This window comes from Pseudomonas sp. SCPG-7 (assembly GCF_002156405.1).
Taxonomy (GTDB): Bacteria; Pseudomonadota; Gammaproteobacteria; order Pseudomonadales; family Pseudomonadaceae; genus Aquipseudomonas; species Aquipseudomonas parakoreensis.
In genome coordinates this window covers 19,461-36,863 of record NZ_MVOO01000010.1, presented here as the reverse complement: position 1 = coordinate 36,863, position 17,403 = coordinate 19,461, and the positions used below count along the sequence as shown (strand labels likewise).

The 17,403-nt window shown below is 59.6% G+C and carries 14 protein-coding genes; 9 read left to right on the top strand and 5 right to left on the bottom strand.

Annotated elements, in window-relative coordinates:
* Position 1 precedes the first annotated feature (1 nt).
* The 6 genes from aroK to hemE all read left to right on the top strand — a co-directional run bounded on the left by aroK (position 2) and on the right by hemE (position 10,936).
* Complete coding sequence (gene aroK, locus B1722_RS18770; RefSeq protein WP_027611316.1) at positions 2-520, top strand: shikimate kinase AroK; 519 nt, start codon at positions 2-4, stop codon at positions 518-520.
* A gap of 151 nt (positions 521-671) precedes the next feature.
* Positions 672-1,772 carry a 3-dehydroquinate synthase gene (aroB, locus tag B1722_RS18765; protein ID WP_086793889.1) on the top strand — a complete coding sequence of 367 codons (1,101 nt, stop codon included), beginning with the start codon at positions 672-674 and terminating at the stop codon, positions 1,770-1,772.
* A gap of 10 nt (positions 1,773-1,782) precedes the next feature.
* Positions 1,783-3,372 carry an AAA family ATPase gene (locus B1722_RS18760; protein ID WP_086793886.1) on the top strand — a complete coding sequence of 530 codons (1,590 nt, stop codon included), beginning with the start codon at positions 1,783-1,785 and terminating at the stop codon, positions 3,370-3,372.
* A 350-nt stretch (positions 3,373-3,722) separates the two neighbouring features.
* Positions 3,723-8,168, top strand: a complete 4,446-nt coding sequence (gltB, locus tag B1722_RS18750) for a glutamate synthase large subunit (RefSeq protein WP_086793884.1) — start codon at positions 3,723-3,725, stop codon at positions 8,166-8,168.
* A 33-nt stretch (positions 8,169-8,201) separates the two neighbouring features.
* Entirely contained in the window at positions 8,202-9,620 is a 1,419-nt protein-coding gene (locus tag B1722_RS18745; RefSeq protein ID WP_007909438.1) for an FAD-dependent oxidoreductase, read from the top strand.
* 248 nt (positions 9,621-9,868) lie between these two features.
* On the top strand, positions 9,869-10,936 hold the full coding sequence (gene hemE / locus B1722_RS18740; RefSeq protein ID WP_007968321.1) for a uroporphyrinogen decarboxylase: 1,068 nt from the start codon (positions 9,869-9,871) through the stop codon (positions 10,934-10,936).
* Between the two features lie 56 nt (positions 10,937-10,992).
* Here the strand turns inward: hemE and B1722_RS18735 are convergent, their stop codons facing one another.
* The 3 genes from B1722_RS18735 to B1722_RS18725 all read right to left on the bottom strand — a co-directional run bounded on the left by B1722_RS18735 (position 10,993) and on the right by B1722_RS18725 (position 14,261).
* Complete coding sequence (locus B1722_RS18735; protein WP_086793882.1) at positions 10,993-11,637, bottom strand: retron system putative HNH endonuclease; 645 nt, start codon at positions 11,635-11,637, stop codon at positions 10,993-10,995.
* The gene (locus B1722_RS18730; protein WP_086793880.1) at positions 11,634-12,905 is read right to left on the bottom strand and encodes an AAA family ATPase; all 1,272 of its coding nucleotides are present in this window, start codon (positions 12,903-12,905) and stop codon (positions 11,634-11,636) included. The genes B1722_RS18735 and B1722_RS18730 overlap by 4 nt, the downstream gene beginning before the upstream one ends.
* 78 nt (positions 12,906-12,983) lie before the next feature.
* Complete coding sequence (locus B1722_RS18725; protein WP_086793878.1) at positions 12,984-14,261, bottom strand: MFS transporter; 1,278 nt, start codon at positions 14,259-14,261, stop codon at positions 12,984-12,986.
* 118 nt (positions 14,262-14,379) lie between these two features.
* Here B1722_RS18725 and B1722_RS18720 point away from each other — a divergent pair, with 118 nt between their 5' ends.
* Positions 14,380-15,282, top strand: a complete 903-nt coding sequence (locus B1722_RS18720) for a LysR family transcriptional regulator (RefSeq protein ID WP_041074902.1) — start codon at positions 14,380-14,382, stop codon at positions 15,280-15,282.
* A 105-nt stretch (positions 15,283-15,387) separates the two neighbouring features.
* Here the strand turns inward: B1722_RS18720 and B1722_RS18715 are convergent, their stop codons facing one another.
* Positions 15,388-15,825 (bottom strand): excinuclease, encoded by a 438-nt coding sequence (locus B1722_RS18715; RefSeq protein WP_086793876.1) that lies wholly within the window; start codon positions 15,823-15,825, stop codon positions 15,388-15,390.
* Positions 15,826-15,942: 117 nt separating this feature from the next.
* Here B1722_RS18715 and B1722_RS18710 point away from each other — a divergent pair, with 117 nt between their 5' ends.
* Together B1722_RS18710 and B1722_RS18705 are read left to right on the top strand one after the other, a co-directional pair.
* Positions 15,943-16,248, top strand: a complete 306-nt coding sequence (locus B1722_RS18710; protein ID WP_041074898.1) for a type II toxin-antitoxin system RelE/ParE family toxin — start codon at positions 15,943-15,945, stop codon at positions 16,246-16,248.
* A complete protein-coding gene (locus B1722_RS18705) occupies positions 16,245-16,532 on the top strand; it encodes an addiction module antidote protein (protein ID WP_007943750.1) in 288 nt (95 codons plus the stop codon). The genes B1722_RS18710 and B1722_RS18705 overlap by 4 nt, the downstream gene beginning before the upstream one ends.
* Positions 16,533-16,588: 56 nt before the next feature.
* Here B1722_RS18705 and B1722_RS18700 read toward each other — a convergent pair whose 3' ends face one another.
* Entirely contained in the window at positions 16,589-17,398 is an 810-nt protein-coding gene (locus B1722_RS18700) for a hypothetical protein (protein ID WP_041074895.1), read from the bottom strand.
* Positions 17,399-17,403: the final 5 nt, after the last annotated feature.

The window sequence follows — 17,403 nt, the reverse complement described above, 5'->3', positions numbered from 1 at the left end:
TGTGCGAAATTTGATTCTTGTAGGACCGATGGGCGCTGGAAAAAGCACCATCGGCCGGTTGCTGGCCAAAGAGCTGCGCCTGCCGTTCAAAGATTCCGACAAGGAAATTGAACTGCGCACGGGCGCCAATATCCCGTGGATCTTCGACAAGGAAGGCGAACCCGGCTTTCGTGACCGTGAGCAGGCGATGATCGCCGAGCTGTGCGCGTTCGACGGTGTGGTGCTGGCGACCGGCGGCGGCGCGGTGATGCGCGATGCCAACCGCAAGGCCCTGCACGCGGGCGGACGGGTGGTGTATCTGCACGCCTCCGTCGAGCAGCAGGTCGGGCGTACGTCGCGCGATCGCAATCGTCCTTTGCTGCGCACCGCCGATCCGGCGAAAACCCTGCGTGACTTGCTGGAGATCCGCGATCCGCTCTATCGAGAGATCGCCGATCTGGTGGTGGAAACCGACGAACGGCCACCGCGCATGGTGGTGCTCGACATTCTCGACCGTCTGGCACAGTTGCCACCCCGTTAAAGCGCCGCCGGAAATGCGCTATCCTCGGCGTCCGGTCACCGCCGTCGAGGTTGTGGCGGATGACGTGCGAGCGGCGTCACATCAGCTAAAGGTCGCGGACATCCAATAATTCAAGGCAGGACGCCTGCTTCCATCTTCACTGTGGGGACACATGCAGACACTCAAGGTCGATCTAGGCGAGCGCAGCTACCCGATTCATATTGGCGAAGGTTTGTTGGATCAGCCTGAGTTGCTGGCGCCGCATATCCATGGGCGGCAGGTGGCAATCATCTCCAACGAGACCGTTGCGCCGCTCTATCTCGAACGTCTGACCCGCAGCCTTGCGCAGTTCTCGGTGATTTCCGTGGTGCTGCCGGACGGCGAAGCCTTCAAGAACTGGGAAACCCTGCAACTGATCTTCGACGGCCTGCTGACTGCCCGTCATGACCGCCGCACCACGATCATCGCCCTCGGCGGCGGGGTCATCGGTGACATGGCCGGTTTTGCCGCCGCCTGCTATCAGCGCGGCGTCGATTTCATCCAGATTCCTACCACGCTGTTGTCCCAGGTCGATTCGTCGGTGGGTGGCAAGACCGGTATCAACCATCCTTTGGGCAAGAACATGGTTGGCGCGTTCTATCAGCCGAACGTCGTGCTGATCGATACCGCATCGCTGAAAACCCTGCCAGCGCGTGAGTTGTCGGCCGGTCTGGCCGAAGTCATCAAATACGGGCTGATCTGCGACGAGCCGTTCCTGAGCTGGCTTGAAGAAAACATCGATGCCCTGCGCGCACTGGATCAGAAGGCCCTGACCTACGCCATTGAGCGTTCCTGCGCGGCCAAGGCTGCGGTGGTCGGTGCCGATGAGAAGGAAACCGGCGTGCGTGCCACGCTCAACCTCGGCCATACCTTCGGCCACGCCATCGAGACCCACATGGGCTATGGTGTCTGGTTGCATGGTGAGGCGGTGGCCGCTGGCACCGTGATGGCGTTGGAGATGTCCGCGCGTCTGGGCTGGATCAGCGAGCAGGAACGTGATCGCGGCATTCGTCTGTTCCAGCGTGCCGGTCTGCCGGTGATTCCGCCGGAAGAAATGACCGAAGCCGATTTTCTCGAACACATGGCAATTGATAAAAAAGTGATCGACGGTCGTCTGCGCCTGGTGCTGCTGCGCCGGATGGGCGAAGCGGTGGTGACCGCCGATTATCCGAAAGAGGTTCTACAGGCCACGCTGGGAGCGGATTACCGCGCTCTGGCTCAGCTTAAAGGTTAATAAGATTCCGATGACTAGTTTGCATGCCGACGAGGCGTTCCTCGGCCATTTCCAGTTAAGTCACGACCCTTTCGCGCCGCGGGTGCCGGGCTTCAAATTCTTCCCGGCCCAGCGCAAGCCGGTGCTGGGGCAATTGCACCACCTGGCGCGTTACAGCCAGTTGCTGCTGGTGGTCACTGGCCCGCAAGGCAGCGGCAAGACCCTGCTGCGCCAGGCGCTGGTAGCCAGCACCAACAAGCAATCGGTGCAAAGCGTTGTGGTATCGGCCCGTGGGGCGGGCGATGCCGCCGGCGTGCTGCGTCAGGTTGCTCAGGCGCTGGACGTTGGGCAGGCCGAGGTCGGCGCGATTCTGGCGCAAGTGGTACAACTGGCGCTCACTGGTCAGGAAGTCTATCTGCTGGTGGATGACGCCGAGCAGCTCGACGAATCCGCGCTCGAAGCGCTGATGGCGCTGGGTGCCGGTGCACCGGAAGGTCGCCCGCACGTGTTCCTGTTCGGTGAGTCGTCGCTGATCGCGCAGCTCGAGGCCTTGCACCTTGAGGAAGAGCGCTTCCACGTCATCGAATTGCAGCCGTACACCGAAGAAGAGACCCGCGAATATCTCGACCAACGGCTCGAAGGTGCGGGCCGGGGTGTCGAACTTTTTACCGCGGATCAGATCTCTGAGATTCACGAAAGCTCGGAGGGTTGGCCTGGCAACATCAACCAGGTCGCTCGCGATGCACTGATCGAAGTCATGATTGCCAGCCGCTCTGCGGTCAAGCGTCCAAGTATGGGGTTCAACATGCCGAAGAAACACGTATTGGCGATTTCCGCCGTCGTTGTGGTCGCGGTCGCCGCCGCCTGGCTGATGCCGGGTCGCAACAAGGCACCAACCACCGGCACACCTGCCAACGAACAGGCACAACTGCCGTTGGGCCAAGGCGCCAAGGGTGGCGCGCCGAACGTCGAGTTCGCCGGCAATACCCAGCCGATGCCGCTGCCGCTGGTCGGCAACTCGCAGCCGGTAATGCGCGGCCCGTTGGCTGAGGCCGCAGGCGGCATCACCGAAGGTGACGACGGCGTGCCGGTCGAAGGTTCCAGCGCGACGCCGCCAACCGTAACGACTTCCGCACCACCGGCAGGTGTTCCGGCCGGCCCGGCGCCAACCCCGGTTCCGGTGCCAGCCGCCAAGCCGACCCCGGCACCGACTCAGGTCGCTACCGCCAAGCCTGCTCCGGCAGCGCCAGCGGCCAAACCGGCTCCGGCCCCGGCCAAGCCTGTTGCGGCTGCCAAACCGGCCGAGAAGCCGGTTACCGTGGCCAAGGCTGCCGGTGGCAGCTGGTACGCCGGTCAGCCGACCAGCAACTACGTGGTGCAGATCCTTGGCACCAGCTCCGAAGCGACCGCGCAGAACTTCGTCAAGGAGCAGGGCGGCGAGTACCGTTATTTCAAGAAAGTCCTCAACGGCAAGCCTCTCTACGTGATCACCTACGGCAATTTCGCCAATCGTGATGCAGCCGTTTCTGCCATCAAGGCCTTGCCAGCGAAGGTTCAGGCTGGTAAACCTTGGCCTCGCACTGTCGCCAGCGTCCAACAGGAACTGGCAACAACTCGCTGAAGATTCGGCGGCCTTACCCAGGCCGCCTCTCCAAGCACCTCAAAATTTCTACAAGTGCGCGCCGTCTCTACAGACCGCGTGCCTTGTGGTGTCTGCGTCACAGTAGTCTTTGAGTCGTTGCAGTCAGAATTAAAAAAGTTTTGACTAGCACAGCAGATCGCTTTAAACCTTTCACAAATGCGACATGAATTTGCGACATTTCGTCGTCAAATTTGTGAGCGTCTGTGTCGCTGTGTACAATGACCACCCTTTTGCCCCCGCAAAGCCGGCGTACGTTCGGCGCGGCAAGCAAGTGGTTGAATTGAAAAGAAATTTGCCTCGTAAAGAGGCAGCCTGGTGAGAAAGTGTCTATGAAAGCAGGTCTGTACCAACCAGATGAATTCAAGGATAACTGCGGTTTCGGCCTGATAGCCCATATGCAGGGCGAGCCCAGTCATACCCTTTTGCAAACGGCCATCGAGGCCCTGACCTGCATGACCCACCGCGGTGGGATTAATGCCGACGGCAAGACCGGTGACGGTTGCGGTCTGCTGATTCAAAAGCCCGATGCCTTCCTGCGGGCGATGGCCCAGGAAAACTTCAGCGTCGAGCTGCCCAAGCAATATGCCGTGGGCATGGTCTTCTTCAATCAGGACCCGGCCAAGGCCGAAGCCGCTCGCGAGAACATGAACCGCGAGATCCTCGCTGAAGGCCTGCAACTGATCGGCTGGCGCAAAGTGCCGATCGACACCAGCGTCCTCGGCCGTCTGGCCCTTGAGCGTCTGCCGCAAATCGAGCAGGTGTACATCGGCGGTGAAGGCCTGAGCGATCAGGACATGGCGGTCAAGCTGTTCAGCGCCCGTCGTCGCTCGTCGGTGGCCAACGCTGCCGACACCGACCACTACATCTGCAGCTTTTCGCACAAGACCATCATCTATAAAGGCCTGATGATGCCGGCCGACCTGGCCGCGTTCTATCCGGACCTGGGTGACCAGCGCCTGCAAACCGCGATCTGCGTGTTCCACCAGCGCTTCTCCACCAACACCCTGCCGAAATGGCCGCTGGCTCAGCCATTCCGCTTCCTCGCGCACAACGGCGAGATCAACACCATTACCGGTAACCGCAACTGGGCGCAGGCCCGTCGGACCAAGTTCACCAACGATCTGATGGATCTGGAAGAACTCGGCCCGCTGGTCAACCGTGTCGGTTCCGACTCCTCGAGCATGGACAACATGCTCGAACTGATGGTTACCGGTGGCATCGACCTGTTCCGTGGCGTGCGGATGATCATTCCGCCAGCGTGGCAGAACGTTGAAACCATGGACCCGGATCTGCGTGCGTTCTACGAGTACAACTCGATGCACATGGAACCGTGGGACGGCCCGGCCGGCGTGGTGATGACCGATGGTCGTTACGCGGTGTGCCTGCTCGACCGTAACGGTCTGCGTCCGGCGCGCTGGGTCACCACCACCAACGGCTTCATCACCGTTGCGTCGGAAATCGGCGTCTGGAACTACCAGCCGCAAGACGTGATCGCCAAGGGCCGTGTCGGTCCGGGGCAGATCCTCGCCGTGGACACCGAGACCGGGCAGATCCTTGACACCGACGCGATTGACAACCGTCTGAAGTCCCGTCATCCGTACAAGCAATGGCTGCGCAAGAACGCCCTGCGCATCCAGGCGACCATGGAAGACAACGATCACGGTTCGGCGTTCTACGACGTCGATCAGCTCAAGCAATACATGAAGATGTATCAGGTCACGTTCGAAGAGCGTGATCAGGTGCTGCGTCCGCTTGGCGAACAGGGCTACGAAGCCGTGGGTTCGATGGGCGACGACACGCCGATGGCCGTGTTGTCGCAGCGCGTGCGCACGCCATACGACTATTTCCGCCAGCAGTTCGCGCAGGTCACCAACCCGCCGATCGACCCGCTGCGTGAAGCGATCGTGATGTCGCTGGAAATCTGCCTCGGTGCTGAGCGCAACATCTTCCAGGAATCGCCGGAGCACGCCTCGCGCGTGATCCTCAGCTCGCCAGTGATCTCGCCGGCCAAGTGGCGCTCGCTGATGAACCTCGACCGCCCGGGTTTCGAGCGGCAGATCATCGACCTCAACTACGACGAAAGCGTCGGCCTCGAAGCGGCGATCCGCAACGTTGCCGATCAGGCTGAAGAAGCCGTGCGTGCCGGACGTACCCAGATCGTCCTGAGTGACCGCCATATCGCCCCGGGCAAGCTGCCGATCCACGCTTCGCTGGCCACCGGCGCGGTGCACCACCGCCTGACCGAAAAAGGCCTGCGCTGCGATTCCAACATCCTCGTGGAAACCGCGACCGCCCGCGATCCGCACCACTTCGCGGTGCTGATCGGTTTCGGCGCCTCGGCGGTGTATCCGTTCCTGGCCTACGAAGTGCTGGGCGACCTGATCCGTACCGGTGAAGTGCTGGGTGACCTCTACGAGGTATTCAAGAATTACCGCAAAGGCATCACCAAAGGTCTGTTGAAGATCCTGTCGAAGATGGGCATCTCGACCATCGCGTCCTATCGCGGTGCACAGCTGTTCGAAGCCATCGGTCTGTCCGAAGAAGTGTGCGAGCTGAGCTTCCGTGGCGTGCCGAGCCGCATCAAGGGTGCGCGTTTCGTCGACATCGAAGCCGAGCAGAAAGCCCTCGCTACCGAAGCCTGGAGTCCGCGCAAGCCGATCCAGCAGGGCGGTCTGCTGAAGTTCGTCCACGGTGGCGAATACCACGCGTACAACCCGGACGTGGTCAACACTTTGCAAGCCGCCGTGCAGCAGGGCGACTATGCCAAGTTCAAGGAATACACCTCGCTGGTGGACAACCGTCCGGTGTCGATGATCCGTGACCTGTTCAAGGTCAAGACCCTCGACAAACCGCTGGACATCAGTGAAGTCGAGCCGCTGGAATCGGTGCTCAAGCGCTTCGACTCTGCCGGTATCTCGCTGGGCGCCCTGTCGCCGGAAGCTCACGAAGCCCTGGCCGAAGCCATGAACCGCCTCGGTGCGCGTTCCAACTCCGGCGAAGGCGGTGAGGACCCAGCACGTTACGGCACCATCAAGAGTTCGAAAATCAAGCAGGTCGCGACCGGCCGTTTCGGGGTGACCCCGGAATACCTGGTCAACGCCGAAGTGCTGCAGATCAAGGTCGCTCAGGGCGCCAAACCGGGCGAGGGCGGGCAGCTGCCGGGCGGTAAGGTCAACGGGCTGATCGCCAAGCTGCGTTATGCAGTGCCGGGCGTGACCCTGATTTCGCCACCGCCGCACCACGACATCTATTCGATCGAAGACTTGTCGCAACTGATCTTTGACCTGAAACAGGTCAACCCGAAGGCGCTGGTCTCGGTGAAACTGGTAGCAGAAGCAGGCGTCGGCACCATCGCCGCCGGTGTGGCCAAGGCCTACGCGGACTTGATCACCATCTCCGGCTACGACGGTGGCACTGGTGCTTCGCCGCTGACCTCGATCAAATACGCGGGCGCTCCGTGGGAACTCGGCCTGGCCGAAACCCACCAGACCCTGCGCGGCAACGACTTGCGCGGCAAAGTCCGGGTGCAGACCGACGGTGGCCTGAAAACCGGCCTCGACGTGATCAAGGCCGCGATCCTCGGCGCCGAGAGCTTCGGCTTCGGTACCGCGCCGATGATCGCCCTGGGCTGCAAATACCTGCGCATCTGCCACCTGAACAACTGCGCCACCGGCGTTGCGACGCAGAACGAGAAGCTGCGCAAGGATCACTACATCGGCACCGTCGACATGGTGGTGAACTTCTTCACCTACGTCGCTGAAGAGACCCGTGAGTGGCTGGCCAAACTGGGTGTGCGTTCCCTCGAGGAGCTGATCGGCCGCACCGATCTGCTGGAAGTCCTCGAAGGCCAGACCGCCAAGCAGCATCACCTGGACCTGACCCCCCTGCTGGGCAGCGATCACATCCCGGCGGACAAACCGCAATTCTGCGGCGTTGAGCGCAACCCGCCGTTCGACCAGGGCCTGCTGGCCGAGAAAATGGTCGACATGGCGACGTCGGCGATCAATGACCTCAGCGGCGCCGAGTTCGATCTGGACATCTGCAACTGCGACCGTTCGATCGGTGCGCGGATCTCCGGCGAAATCGCGCGCAAGCACGGCAATCAGGGCATGGCCAATGCGCCGATCACCTTCCGCTTCAAAGGCACGGCCGGTCAGAGCTTCGGCGTGTGGAACGCCGGCGGTCTGAACATGTACCTGGAAGGCGACGCCAACGACTACGTCGGCAAAGGCATGACCGGCGGCAAACTGGTCATCGTGCCGCCGAAGGGCAGCGTCTATCAGACTCAGAACAGCGCCATCATCGGCAACACCTGCCTGTACGGCGCCACCGGCGGCAAGCTGTTCGCCGCTGGTACTGCGGGCGAGCGTTTCGCTGTGCGTAACTCCGGTGCCCACACCGTTGTGGAAGGCACTGGCGATCACTGCTGCGAGTACATGACCGGTGGTTTCGTCTGCGTATTGGGCAAGACCGGTTACAACTTCGGCTCTGGCATGACCGGTGGTTTCGCCTACGTGCTCGACCAGGACAACACCTTCGTTGACCGGGTCAACCACGAACTGGTGGAAATCCAGCGGATCAGCGGCGAGGCGATGGAAGCCTACCGCAGCCACCTGCAGAACGTGCTGAACGAGTACGTCAAGGAAACCGAGAGCGAGTGGGGTCGTGAACTCGCCGAGAACCTTGATGACTACCTGCGTCGTTTCTGGCTGGTGAAGCCTAAGGCTGCCAACCTGAAATCGTTGCTTTCCAGCACTCGTGCCAACCCGCAGTGATATGCGCCTGAAGAGTTTGATGAGGTTTTAACAATGGCTGAACGTCTGAATAACGACTTCCAGTTCATCGATGTCGGGCGCAAGGATCCGAAGAAGAAACTGTTGCGTCAACGCAAGAAAGAGTTCGTCGAGATCTACGAACCGTTCAAACCCCAGCAGTCGGCCGATCAGGCCCACCGCTGCCTGGGTTGCGGCAACCCGTATTGCGAATGGAAGTGCCCGGTGCACAACTTCATTCCCAACTGGCTGAAGCTGGTGGCCGAGGGCAACATCCTCCAGGCTGCCGAGCTGTCGCACCAGACCAACACCCTGCCGGAAGTCTGCGGCCGGGTCTGCCCGCAGGATCGTCTGTGCGAGGGTGCTTGCACCCTCAACGACGGTTTCGGTGCGGTGACCATCGGTTCGGTCGAGAAGTACATCACCGATACCGCGTTCGCCATGGGCTGGCGCCCGGACATGTCCAAGGTCAAGCCGACCGGCAAGCGTGTCGCGATCATCGGTGCCGGCCCGGCGGGTCTGGGCTGTGCCGACGTGCTGGTGCGTGGCGGCGTGACCCCGGTGGTGTTCGACAAGAACCCGGAAATCGGCGGTCTGCTGACCTTCGGCATTCCCGAGTTCAAGCTTGAGAAGACCGTGCTGAGCAATCGTCGCGAAGTCTTCACCGGCATGGGCATCGAGTTCCGTCTCAACACCGAGGTCGGCAAGGACGTGACCATGGAGCAACTGCTCGCCGAATACGATGCGGTGTTCATGGGCATGGGCACCTACACCTACATGAAGGGCGGTTTTGCCGGTGAGGATCTGCCGGGCGTCTACGACGCGCTGGATTTCCTGATTGCCAACGTCAACCGCAACCTGGGCTTTGAAAAGTCGCCGGAAGATTTCGTCGACATGAAAGGCAAGAAGGTTGTGGTGCTCGGTGGTGGCGACACGGCGATGGACTGCAACCGCACCTCGATCCGCCAGGGCGCCAAGTCGGTGACCTGCGCCTATCGTCGTGACGAAGCGAACATGCCCGGCTCGCGCAAAGAGGTGAAGAACGCCAAGGAAGAAGGCGTGAAATTCCTCTACAACCGCCAGCCGATCGCGATCGTAGGCGAAGACAAGGTCGAAGGCGTGAAAGTGGTCGAGACCCGTCTCGGTGAGCCGGACGCCCGTGGACGTCGCAGCCCCGAGCCGATCCCGGGCTCCGAAGAGATCATCCCGGCCGACGCCGTGGTCATCGCGTTCGGTTTCCGCCCGAGCCCGGCACCGTGGTTCGAACAGTTCGAAATCCAGACCGACAGCCAGGGCCGCGTCGTCGCGCCTGAGCAAGGTCAGTACAAGCACCAGACCAGCAACCCGAAAATCTTCGCCGGTGGCGACATGGTGCGCGGTTCCGACCTGGTGGTGACGGCGATCTTCGAAGGCCGCAATGCGGCTGAAGGGATCCTCGATTACCTGGGCGTCTGATCAACTTCCAATATTTGGAATGCAATACCTGTGGGAGCTGGCTTGCCAGCGATAGCATCAACTAGGTTTACCTGAGAAACCGAGTTGCCTGCATCGCTGGCAAGCCAGCTCCCACAGTGCTTTGTGTTGCTGCAAAAATTTGCATTCCAACGCAATAAATTGACCCGATAGACAAAAGGCTGACCTGCATCCGTGCCTTTTGCGTCGCGCTCTGAGAAAATGCCCGCACTTTTTTTCCGGATGCCGACATGACTGCCCTGAAGAACGACCGTTTCCTCCGCGCCCTGCTCAAGCAACCCGTTGACGTCACCCCGGTGTGGATGATGCGCCAGGCCGGCCGCTACCTGCCTGAATACCGCGCCAGCCGTGCCCAGGCAGGTGATTTCATGAGCCTGTGCATGAATCCGGAATTCGCTTGCGAAGTCACGTTGCAACCGCTCGACCGCTACCCGCAACTGGACGCGGCGATCCTGTTTTCCGACATCCTCACCATTCCCGATGCCATGGGCCAGGGCCTGTACTTCGAGACCGGTGAAGGTCCGCGCTTCAAGAAAGTCGTCAGCACCCTGGCGGACATCGAAGCGCTGCCGATCCCGGATCCACACAAGGATCTCGGCTATGTGATGGACGCGGTCAGCACCATCCGCCGCGAGCTGAACGGCCGTGTGCCGCTGATCGGCTTCTCAGGCAGCCCGTGGACCTTGGCGACCTACATGGTCGAAGGCGGTTCGTCGAAAGACTTCCGCAAGACCAAGGCGATGCTCTACGACAACCCGCAAGCCATGCACCTGCTGCTGGACAAGCTGGCGCAGTCGGTGACCTCGTACCTCAACGGCCAGATCCAGGCCGGCGCGCAAGCGGTGCAGATCTTCGATACCTGGGGCGGCAACCTGTCGGCGGCGGCGTACCAGGAGTTCTCCCTGGCCTACATGAAGAAAATCGTCAGCGGCCTGATTCGCGAACACGACGGGCGCAAGGTGCCGGTGATCCTCTTCACCAAGAACGGCGGCCTGTGGCTGGAAAGCATCGCCGAGGCCGGCGCCGACGCACTGGGTCTGGACTGGACCTGCGACATCGGCAACGCCCGCGCCCGTGTTGGCGACAAGGTCGCGCTGCAAGGCAACATGGACCCGACCGTGCTCTACGCCAAACCGGAAGCGATCCGCACCGAAGTCGGGCGCATTCTGGCCAGCTACGGCAAGGGCAGCGGCCATGTGTTCAACCTCGGCCACGGCATCACCCCTGAGGTCGATCCGGAGCATGCCGGTGCGTTCCTGCGTGCGGTGCACGAGTTGTCGGCGCAGTATCACGAGTGATCGACGCCCGATAAAAAACGCCCGGCCAATGCCGGGCGTTTTTGTTTGCGATGGGTTTAGCGACCGAGGAGTTGTTCGGCGTAGCGGGCGATGATGTGGTCGAAGGGTTTCTGATTGGGAATCGCGGTATTTCTGATCGCCGTCACCAACCGCTTAAGCTCTTCCTCGCTGACTTGCATGACGAACTCATCATCGAAGAGGCGGCGGATTGTGTCCTGACGTCGATTTTTGAGATAGGCGATGTCTAGCGCCAATACCTTGATCATTTTTGTGGCGGGAAGGTCGTCAGAATCTTTTGGCTGTATTTCGCCGGTTCGCAGATATCGGAAGCGCTGTTCACAGTTCTCGTCGGTGGGAGAAATGTGTTGGTTTTCGTCGAACCAGTTGCCCTTCTTATGGCCGCAGTGCAACGGGTTGCCGGGCTTGGTTTCTCGCAGGCAGGAGGCATGAAGGTTGTGAAACTCCAACGCTAGCTCTTCGAAATGCTCTTGTGGTCTGAAGTGCTCGATATGGCTGGTTGAGACATCTATTTCCCGGCCGCAATAACAGCAGAAGAAGCCTTGCTCCTTAAGCAGGGCATTATGCAAATCCCGTTTTTGCGGGTTTTGTAGCGTTGGGTAAGTTGGGCTCCACTCGTCGTTCGCCGAGTTTTTCCAATCTGTAAATGAAGCTGGTTCAGTTCCCTTGAGCACTCGCTTCATTTGCCGAGAATCTCCTTGCGCCTGATCAGTGCTTCGGCGCCGGCGAACTCTGGCAGATCAGGAGCTCTTTTTTTCAACGCTGCAAGCTGCGATTTTGCCTTTTTTAGATCATTATCTTCCAAGGTTGAAAAGAGCTCAGAGAGGAGATTTTCAATCTCTGGTTCACGCTGCTTAACCCCCATTACCTCTTCGAGCACACTGCTCGAATCCAGACCGTAAGTTACTCGTGGGTGAGATGGGTCACCATTGTTCAGTACCAAGACCTCTTCGGGTCTGAGACTGCCAATAATCTGTGGGGAGTGGCTCGCAGCAATGAATTGGATTTTAGGAAAAGCTTTTTTCAGTGCCGGAGCGATGCTGCGTTGCCAAGCAGGATGCAGGTGGATATCCAGTTCATCAATGATGACCACGCCTGAAGTTTTTTCCAGGACATCCATGCCCATGTGTGGATTTAGCATACACATCCGGCGGCCAATATCTGCAATCAAAGCAATCAGACCACGCTGGCCATCACTCAACTCGTTGAATGGGATTAGATTCCCTTGACCGAGATTTACTAGAAGGCTTCTGAGTTGAAGGTCGTAGTAGATCCCTACCGAATCTGGGAGTGCTGCCTTCAGTGCTGTGTTGATCCAAGACAATTCATCATCAAAGACTGACATGATTTGCGTGGAACGATGGATGGATTGAAGCTGTTCTAACGTCTTTCCGATAATCCAACCTTCAAAATCTTTGATGTTTGCCGCAGCATCATCCCAGTTTCTATACCCATCAAATCTGGAAATTTTTACCGTTGCAGAGTACTCCGGGGAAACGTTTTCCATCGTCCAACGACGATTTCCCCGATAAAACGCGAGTAATGGAAGGTCGATTTCCTTTTTTGGACCTAGCCCCTCGACCTTGTCCCTTACTACCTCTACAAGTCTCGGGTCAGTCGAAACATACACATCCGCTTGTGGTTTGCTCTTCAGCCATGAGTGCAAGCCAAAAATGTTGCCGGAGGCTGTCAGCTCTATCGGATACTGGCGCTCGAAACGAATTCGACCGCTGTAGTCACTAATCAAAAATCTGGCGTCTTTTTCACTCAAAGAGTTGCTATAAACGCCTGTTGAGGCAATGAAGTCATCAAAGCACGCTGCCACCGCCTGCAACAACGAAGTCTTTCCGCTCCCATTAACCCCCACTACCAGATTAAACCCTGGCTGAAAGTCGAAAGTGGCATCTTCGTAGCAACGAAAATTTTTTATGTGGAGACGGTCCAGGCGCATTCTGGCTTCCCTTTACCAAGACTGACGAATGCCGTCAGTGTACCTTGGCCCGCGATTACCGCTAGGGCGCAGTTGTAGCTAAACCTTTTCGCCACAAACCAACGGCGGCAACTTGGCCAGTTTCAACGCCACCAGCAGCGCCACCAGCAACAGCGCACCAATGAACAAGCCAATCCCGTTCCAGCCGCCCAGATGCCAGAACACCCCACCCGCCGTACCGGCAATGCTGGAGCCGGCGTAATAACTGAACAGGTACAACGACGACGCCTGACCCTTGGCCTTGGTCGCGCGCCGGCCGATCCAGCTGCTCGCCACCGAGTGCGCGCCGAAGAAGCCGAACGTGAAGATCAGCATGCCGACGATCACCAGCAACAGCGGTGTGAACATCGTGAGCGCAAGGCCGGCGAACATCAGCGCGATGGTCGCCCACAGCACTTTACGCCGTCCCAGTTTGTCCGCCAGCGAACCGATTTTGGCCGAACTGTAGATGCCCGACAGGTACACCACCGACAGCAAGCCGACGAACACCTGATCGAGGTTGTACGGAGCGGCCAGCAGGCGATAGCCGATGTAGTTGAACAGAGTGACGAACGCGCCCATCAGCACAAACGCTTCAAGAAACAGCAGCGGCAGGCCGGCGTCGCGAAAGTGCATGGTGAAGCCGTCGAGCAGGCTGCGCGGATGCAGCGAGCGTGAGCGGAAGTTGCGCGATTCTGGGAGGATCTTCCAGAACACTGCCGCCGCGACCAGCGCCAGGCCACCGATCACCAACATCGCCGTGTGCCAGCTGACGAAGTCGATCAACACTCCGGTGATCAATCGTCCGCTCATCCCGCCAATCGCGTTGCCGCCGATGTACAGGCCCATCGCCAGGCCGATGTGTTGCGGGTGGATCTCTTCGCTCAGGTAGGTCATCGCCACCGCCGCCAGGCCGCTCAACGACAGGCCTATCAGTGCGCGCATGATCAGCACGCCGTGCCAGCTCGGCATCATCGAACTGGCAATGGTGCACAGCGCGGCGGCGAACAGTGCCGCGACCATCACCGGTTTGCGACCGATGCGGTCAGAGATCGGCCCGGTGATCAGCAGACCGAAGGCCAGCATGCCGGTCGCCACCGACAGAATCAGGCTGCTCTGCGCGGCGTTGATCGAATACTCGTGAGACAGCAGCGGCATCATCGGCTGCACGCAATACAGCAAAGCGAAGGTCGCGAAGCCACCGCTGAACAGCGCGAGCACCGTGCGCATGAACATCGGCGTGCCTTTTTCGATGTAGATCTCTTGCAGCTCGGCGATGACATCGTCCGCCGCGGCAGGCGGAACTTCATGGGCAAGAGGGGCGGCGGCGGTTTTCACATCAGACCTCGGAGGGCACGGCCAGGCAGGCAATGAAAAAATCATATAGCTGGCTAATGTTTCTATCCAATATATTGTTCGACCTGTTTGATAGCTTTAACGACCTAATGGGGTGTCCATGGAATTGCGTCATCTGCGCTACTTCATCGCCGTCGCCGAAGAATTGCATTTCGGCCGCGCCGCACAGGTGCTGGGGATCTCTCAGCCACCGCTGAGTCAGCAGATTCAGGCGTTGGAGCAAGAGGTCGGCGCGCGGTTGTTCGAGCGCACCAATCGTCGGGTCGAGCTGAGCGAGGCCGGCCGATTGTTTCTGGAGGAGGCGCGGCTGGTGCTGGCGCAGGTCGACAAAGCGGCAGACGTCGCCCGGCGTGCGCAACTCGGTGAACTGGGCGAATTGAAAATTGGCTTCACCTCGTCAGCGCCGTTCAACTCAACCATTCCACAGGCGATTTTTTCGTTTCGCCAGCGTTTCCCGGCAGTGCACCTGAACCTGCGGGAGATGAGCAGCACCATGGTCGCGGACGCGCTGGTGGATGAGTCGATCGAAGTCGGCATCATGCGTCCGCTGGGTTTGCCGGATTCGCTGAGCGTGGTTGAGCTGATGCGTGAGCCGCTGGTGGCGGTGCTCGGCTCCAAACATCCGTTGGCGCAAGGCAGCGAGGAAGGGCTGTTCCTCTCGGCGCTGGCGCTGGAGCCGTTCGTGTTCTTTCCTCGCAGCTACGGCAGCGGGCTGTATGCGCAACTGCTCAGTCTGGCCCGCGATGCCGGGTTCAGCCCGCATTTCGCCCAGGAGGCCGGTGAGGCGATGACCATCATCGGATTGGTCGCAGCGGGGCTGGGGGTTTCGGTATTGCCGGCGTCCTACCAGCGGATGCGCATCGACGGCGTGGTCTATCGACCTCTGCTCGATCCGGAGGCGGTGTCGGCGGTGTGGCTGGTGCAGCGCAAGGATCAGAAATCGCCGATGGCCAAGGCGTTTGTCGAACTGCTGACGCGTAAAGTCGAACCTTCAAACGCTTGATTGCTGCGCAATCAAATCGCGAGCAGGCTCGCTCCCACAGGGAAACGCCTTCCAAGGTGGGAGCGAGCCTGCTCGCGAAGGCGTCAACTTAAACATCAACGCCCCTCAGGGCAACCGCACCAGATCCCCCTTCAACGCCACCCGCGTCACAAACACCCCGGCCCGGCACTCATAAGTATTCAAATCCTTGCGCACATGCTGGTCGTAATAACTGACGATATTGACCACCGCATTCGCCCCGACCCGCTTGGCGTCGGCCTGCAACTTGATCAGGTTCGACTGCAGCACCCATTCGCAGGAGTCGTGATCGCTCTTGTTGAAACCGTTGGTCTTCAAGTCGCTGACCACACCGCGCTGCAACAACCGCTGAGTTCCCTGAGGCCCGTTGCCGACCAGATAAAACTTCACACTGCCATCCAGCCGCCCGGCGCGAATCGCATCCGAGAGCACAGTTTCGAACGGCATGTACATCAGATTGGTGGCGTGGCTGGCGCTGGGCAATAACCCGAGGAGTGCGGCGGCGATCAGGGCTTTCACTTGCATGGTCATCTCCTTGACTTTGCGAGTCAGCATTCAACGATTTATGGAGTGTAGACACCGTACGTCGGTGCAGAAAAAACCGTCTGGTACATGTGTAGCTCAAGGGCTACACTCTCGATCATGCCTGAGATCATTCGAAGTTCAACATTCTCCAGCTGGCTTTTGAAGCTGGCTGACAGCCGCGCCAGGATGCGTATTCAGGTGCGCATTGATCGTATGGCCGATGGGAATTTTGGTGATGTCAAAGCCGTCGGTGAGGGGCTCAGCGAAGTCAGAATTGACTATGGCCCCGGATATCGAGTCTATTTCATGCAACAAGGTCGGCAAGTGGTCATCCTCCTTTGTGGTGGAGACAAGAGCAGCCAACCCCGAGATATCAAGCAAGCCAGGCTCATCGCGGAGTCTTGGCAGGAGCAAAACCCATGACCGAACAATTCACTCGTTGGGACTCAGCCGAGTACCTCAAGACAGAAGAGGACATGGCCAATTATCTGGATGCCTGCATGGAGGAGGCTGGAGATGATCCTGCCTTTATCGCCAAGGCACTGGGCACCATTGCGAGAGCGCGAGGCATGACCCAAGTCGCACGTGACGCCGGGCTGTCTCGAGAAAGTCTCTACCGTGCACTGTCAGGTGAAGGAAATCCTGAGTTTGGAACGATTCTGAAAGTGGTGAAGGCGTTGGGCTTGAAGTTACATGCCAGCACTTGAGCTGAACTGAATAGCAAAGGGCGCCGCAAGGCGCCCTTTGTCGTTTCTACTGTCAATCAATCAACGTGTGCCAAATCCCCACGCAACGCCACGCTCGACACCACCAGGCCGGCGCGGCACTGGAATTTCTCGGTGTCCTTGTACAGGTCGCGCTGGTCGACGCTGGCGATGTTGATCACCGCGTTGGCGTCGGCTTTTTTCGCGGCGTTCTGCAGGGTGGCGAGGGCTGATTGCAGCGCCCAGAAGCAGGCGTCGGTGTCGGATTTGTTCGAGCCGTTGGTTTTGCGGCTGCTGCTCACGGTGTCGAGTTTGCGCACTTGCTTGGGCAGGGTTTCGCCCGCCAGGTAGAACTTCACGCTGCCGTCCAGCAGACCGGCGTCGGTGGCGCGTTTGACGCCCTCGCGAAAGCTCAGGTAGGTCGGCTCGTCGGCGCCTTGCTTGACGATGCCCAGGTCGTTGACGAACTCGATGTCCGGGTTGATCGACAACTCCTTGAGCACGTTGTCGCGCAGGCGGTTGACCCAGCGGTTGTAGTTGCCGTGGATCTTGCCGTCCTTGGCGTCGAGGCCGTAGCTGCTGCGGTAGTCGATTTCAAACGAGGTCGGGCTGAACGGGATGTCGACCTCGGCGTGGTGGCGGCCGCGTACCGTGATCGCCGCTTTGATCATGCCCGGGCGAACCGACTGCACCACCCACTGGCGGTCGTTGAGCGCGGTGACGATGGCGCGGCTCATCTGCGCCTGGGTGAAACCGAGGTTGGGTGAAAATTCTTCCTTGGCGTTGTAAACCGGTTTGCTGGTGCAACCGCCGAGCACCAAGGCCAAGGCCAGGGCCAGCAGGGCGGCGATGCGGTGAAACTGAGTCATTCCCT

What these genes read in the sequence shown, in the direction of transcription:
- B1722_RS18710 (WP_041074898.1), top strand. Translation starts at nt 15,943, where the DNA reads ATGCCTGAGATCATTCGAAGTTCAACATTCTCCAGCTGGCTTTTGAAG.
- gltB (WP_086793884.1), top strand. Translation starts at nt 3,723, where the DNA reads ATGAAAGCAGGTCTGTACCAACCAGATGAATTCAAGGATAACTGCGGT.
- aroB (WP_086793889.1), top strand. Translation starts at nt 672, where the DNA reads ATGCAGACACTCAAGGTCGATCTAGGCGAGCGCAGCTACCCGATTCAT.
- B1722_RS18760 (WP_086793886.1), top strand. Translation starts at nt 1,783, where the DNA reads ATGACTAGTTTGCATGCCGACGAGGCGTTCCTCGGCCATTTCCAGTTA.
- B1722_RS18720 (WP_041074902.1), top strand. Translation starts at nt 14,380, where the DNA reads ATGGAATTGCGTCATCTGCGCTACTTCATCGCCGTCGCCGAAGAATTG.
- B1722_RS18705 (WP_007943750.1), top strand. Translation starts at nt 16,245, where the DNA reads ATGACCGAACAATTCACTCGTTGGGACTCAGCCGAGTACCTCAAGACA.
- B1722_RS18730 (WP_086793880.1), bottom strand. Translation starts at nt 12,905, where the DNA reads ATGCGCCTGGACCGTCTCCACATAAAAAATTTTCGTTGCTACGAAGAT.
- B1722_RS18715 (WP_086793876.1), bottom strand. Translation starts at nt 15,825, where the DNA reads ATGCAAGTGAAAGCCCTGATCGCCGCCGCACTCCTCGGGTTATTGCCC.
- B1722_RS18735 (WP_086793882.1), bottom strand. Translation starts at nt 11,637, where the DNA reads ATGAAGCGAGTGCTCAAGGGAACTGAACCAGCTTCATTTACAGATTGG.
- B1722_RS18745 (WP_007909438.1), top strand. Translation starts at nt 8,202, where the DNA reads ATGGCTGAACGTCTGAATAACGACTTCCAGTTCATCGATGTCGGGCGC.
- hemE (WP_007968321.1), top strand. Translation starts at nt 9,869, where the DNA reads ATGACTGCCCTGAAGAACGACCGTTTCCTCCGCGCCCTGCTCAAGCAA.
- B1722_RS18700 (WP_041074895.1), bottom strand. Translation starts at nt 17,398, where the DNA reads ATGACTCAGTTTCACCGCATCGCCGCCCTGCTGGCCCTGGCCTTGGCC.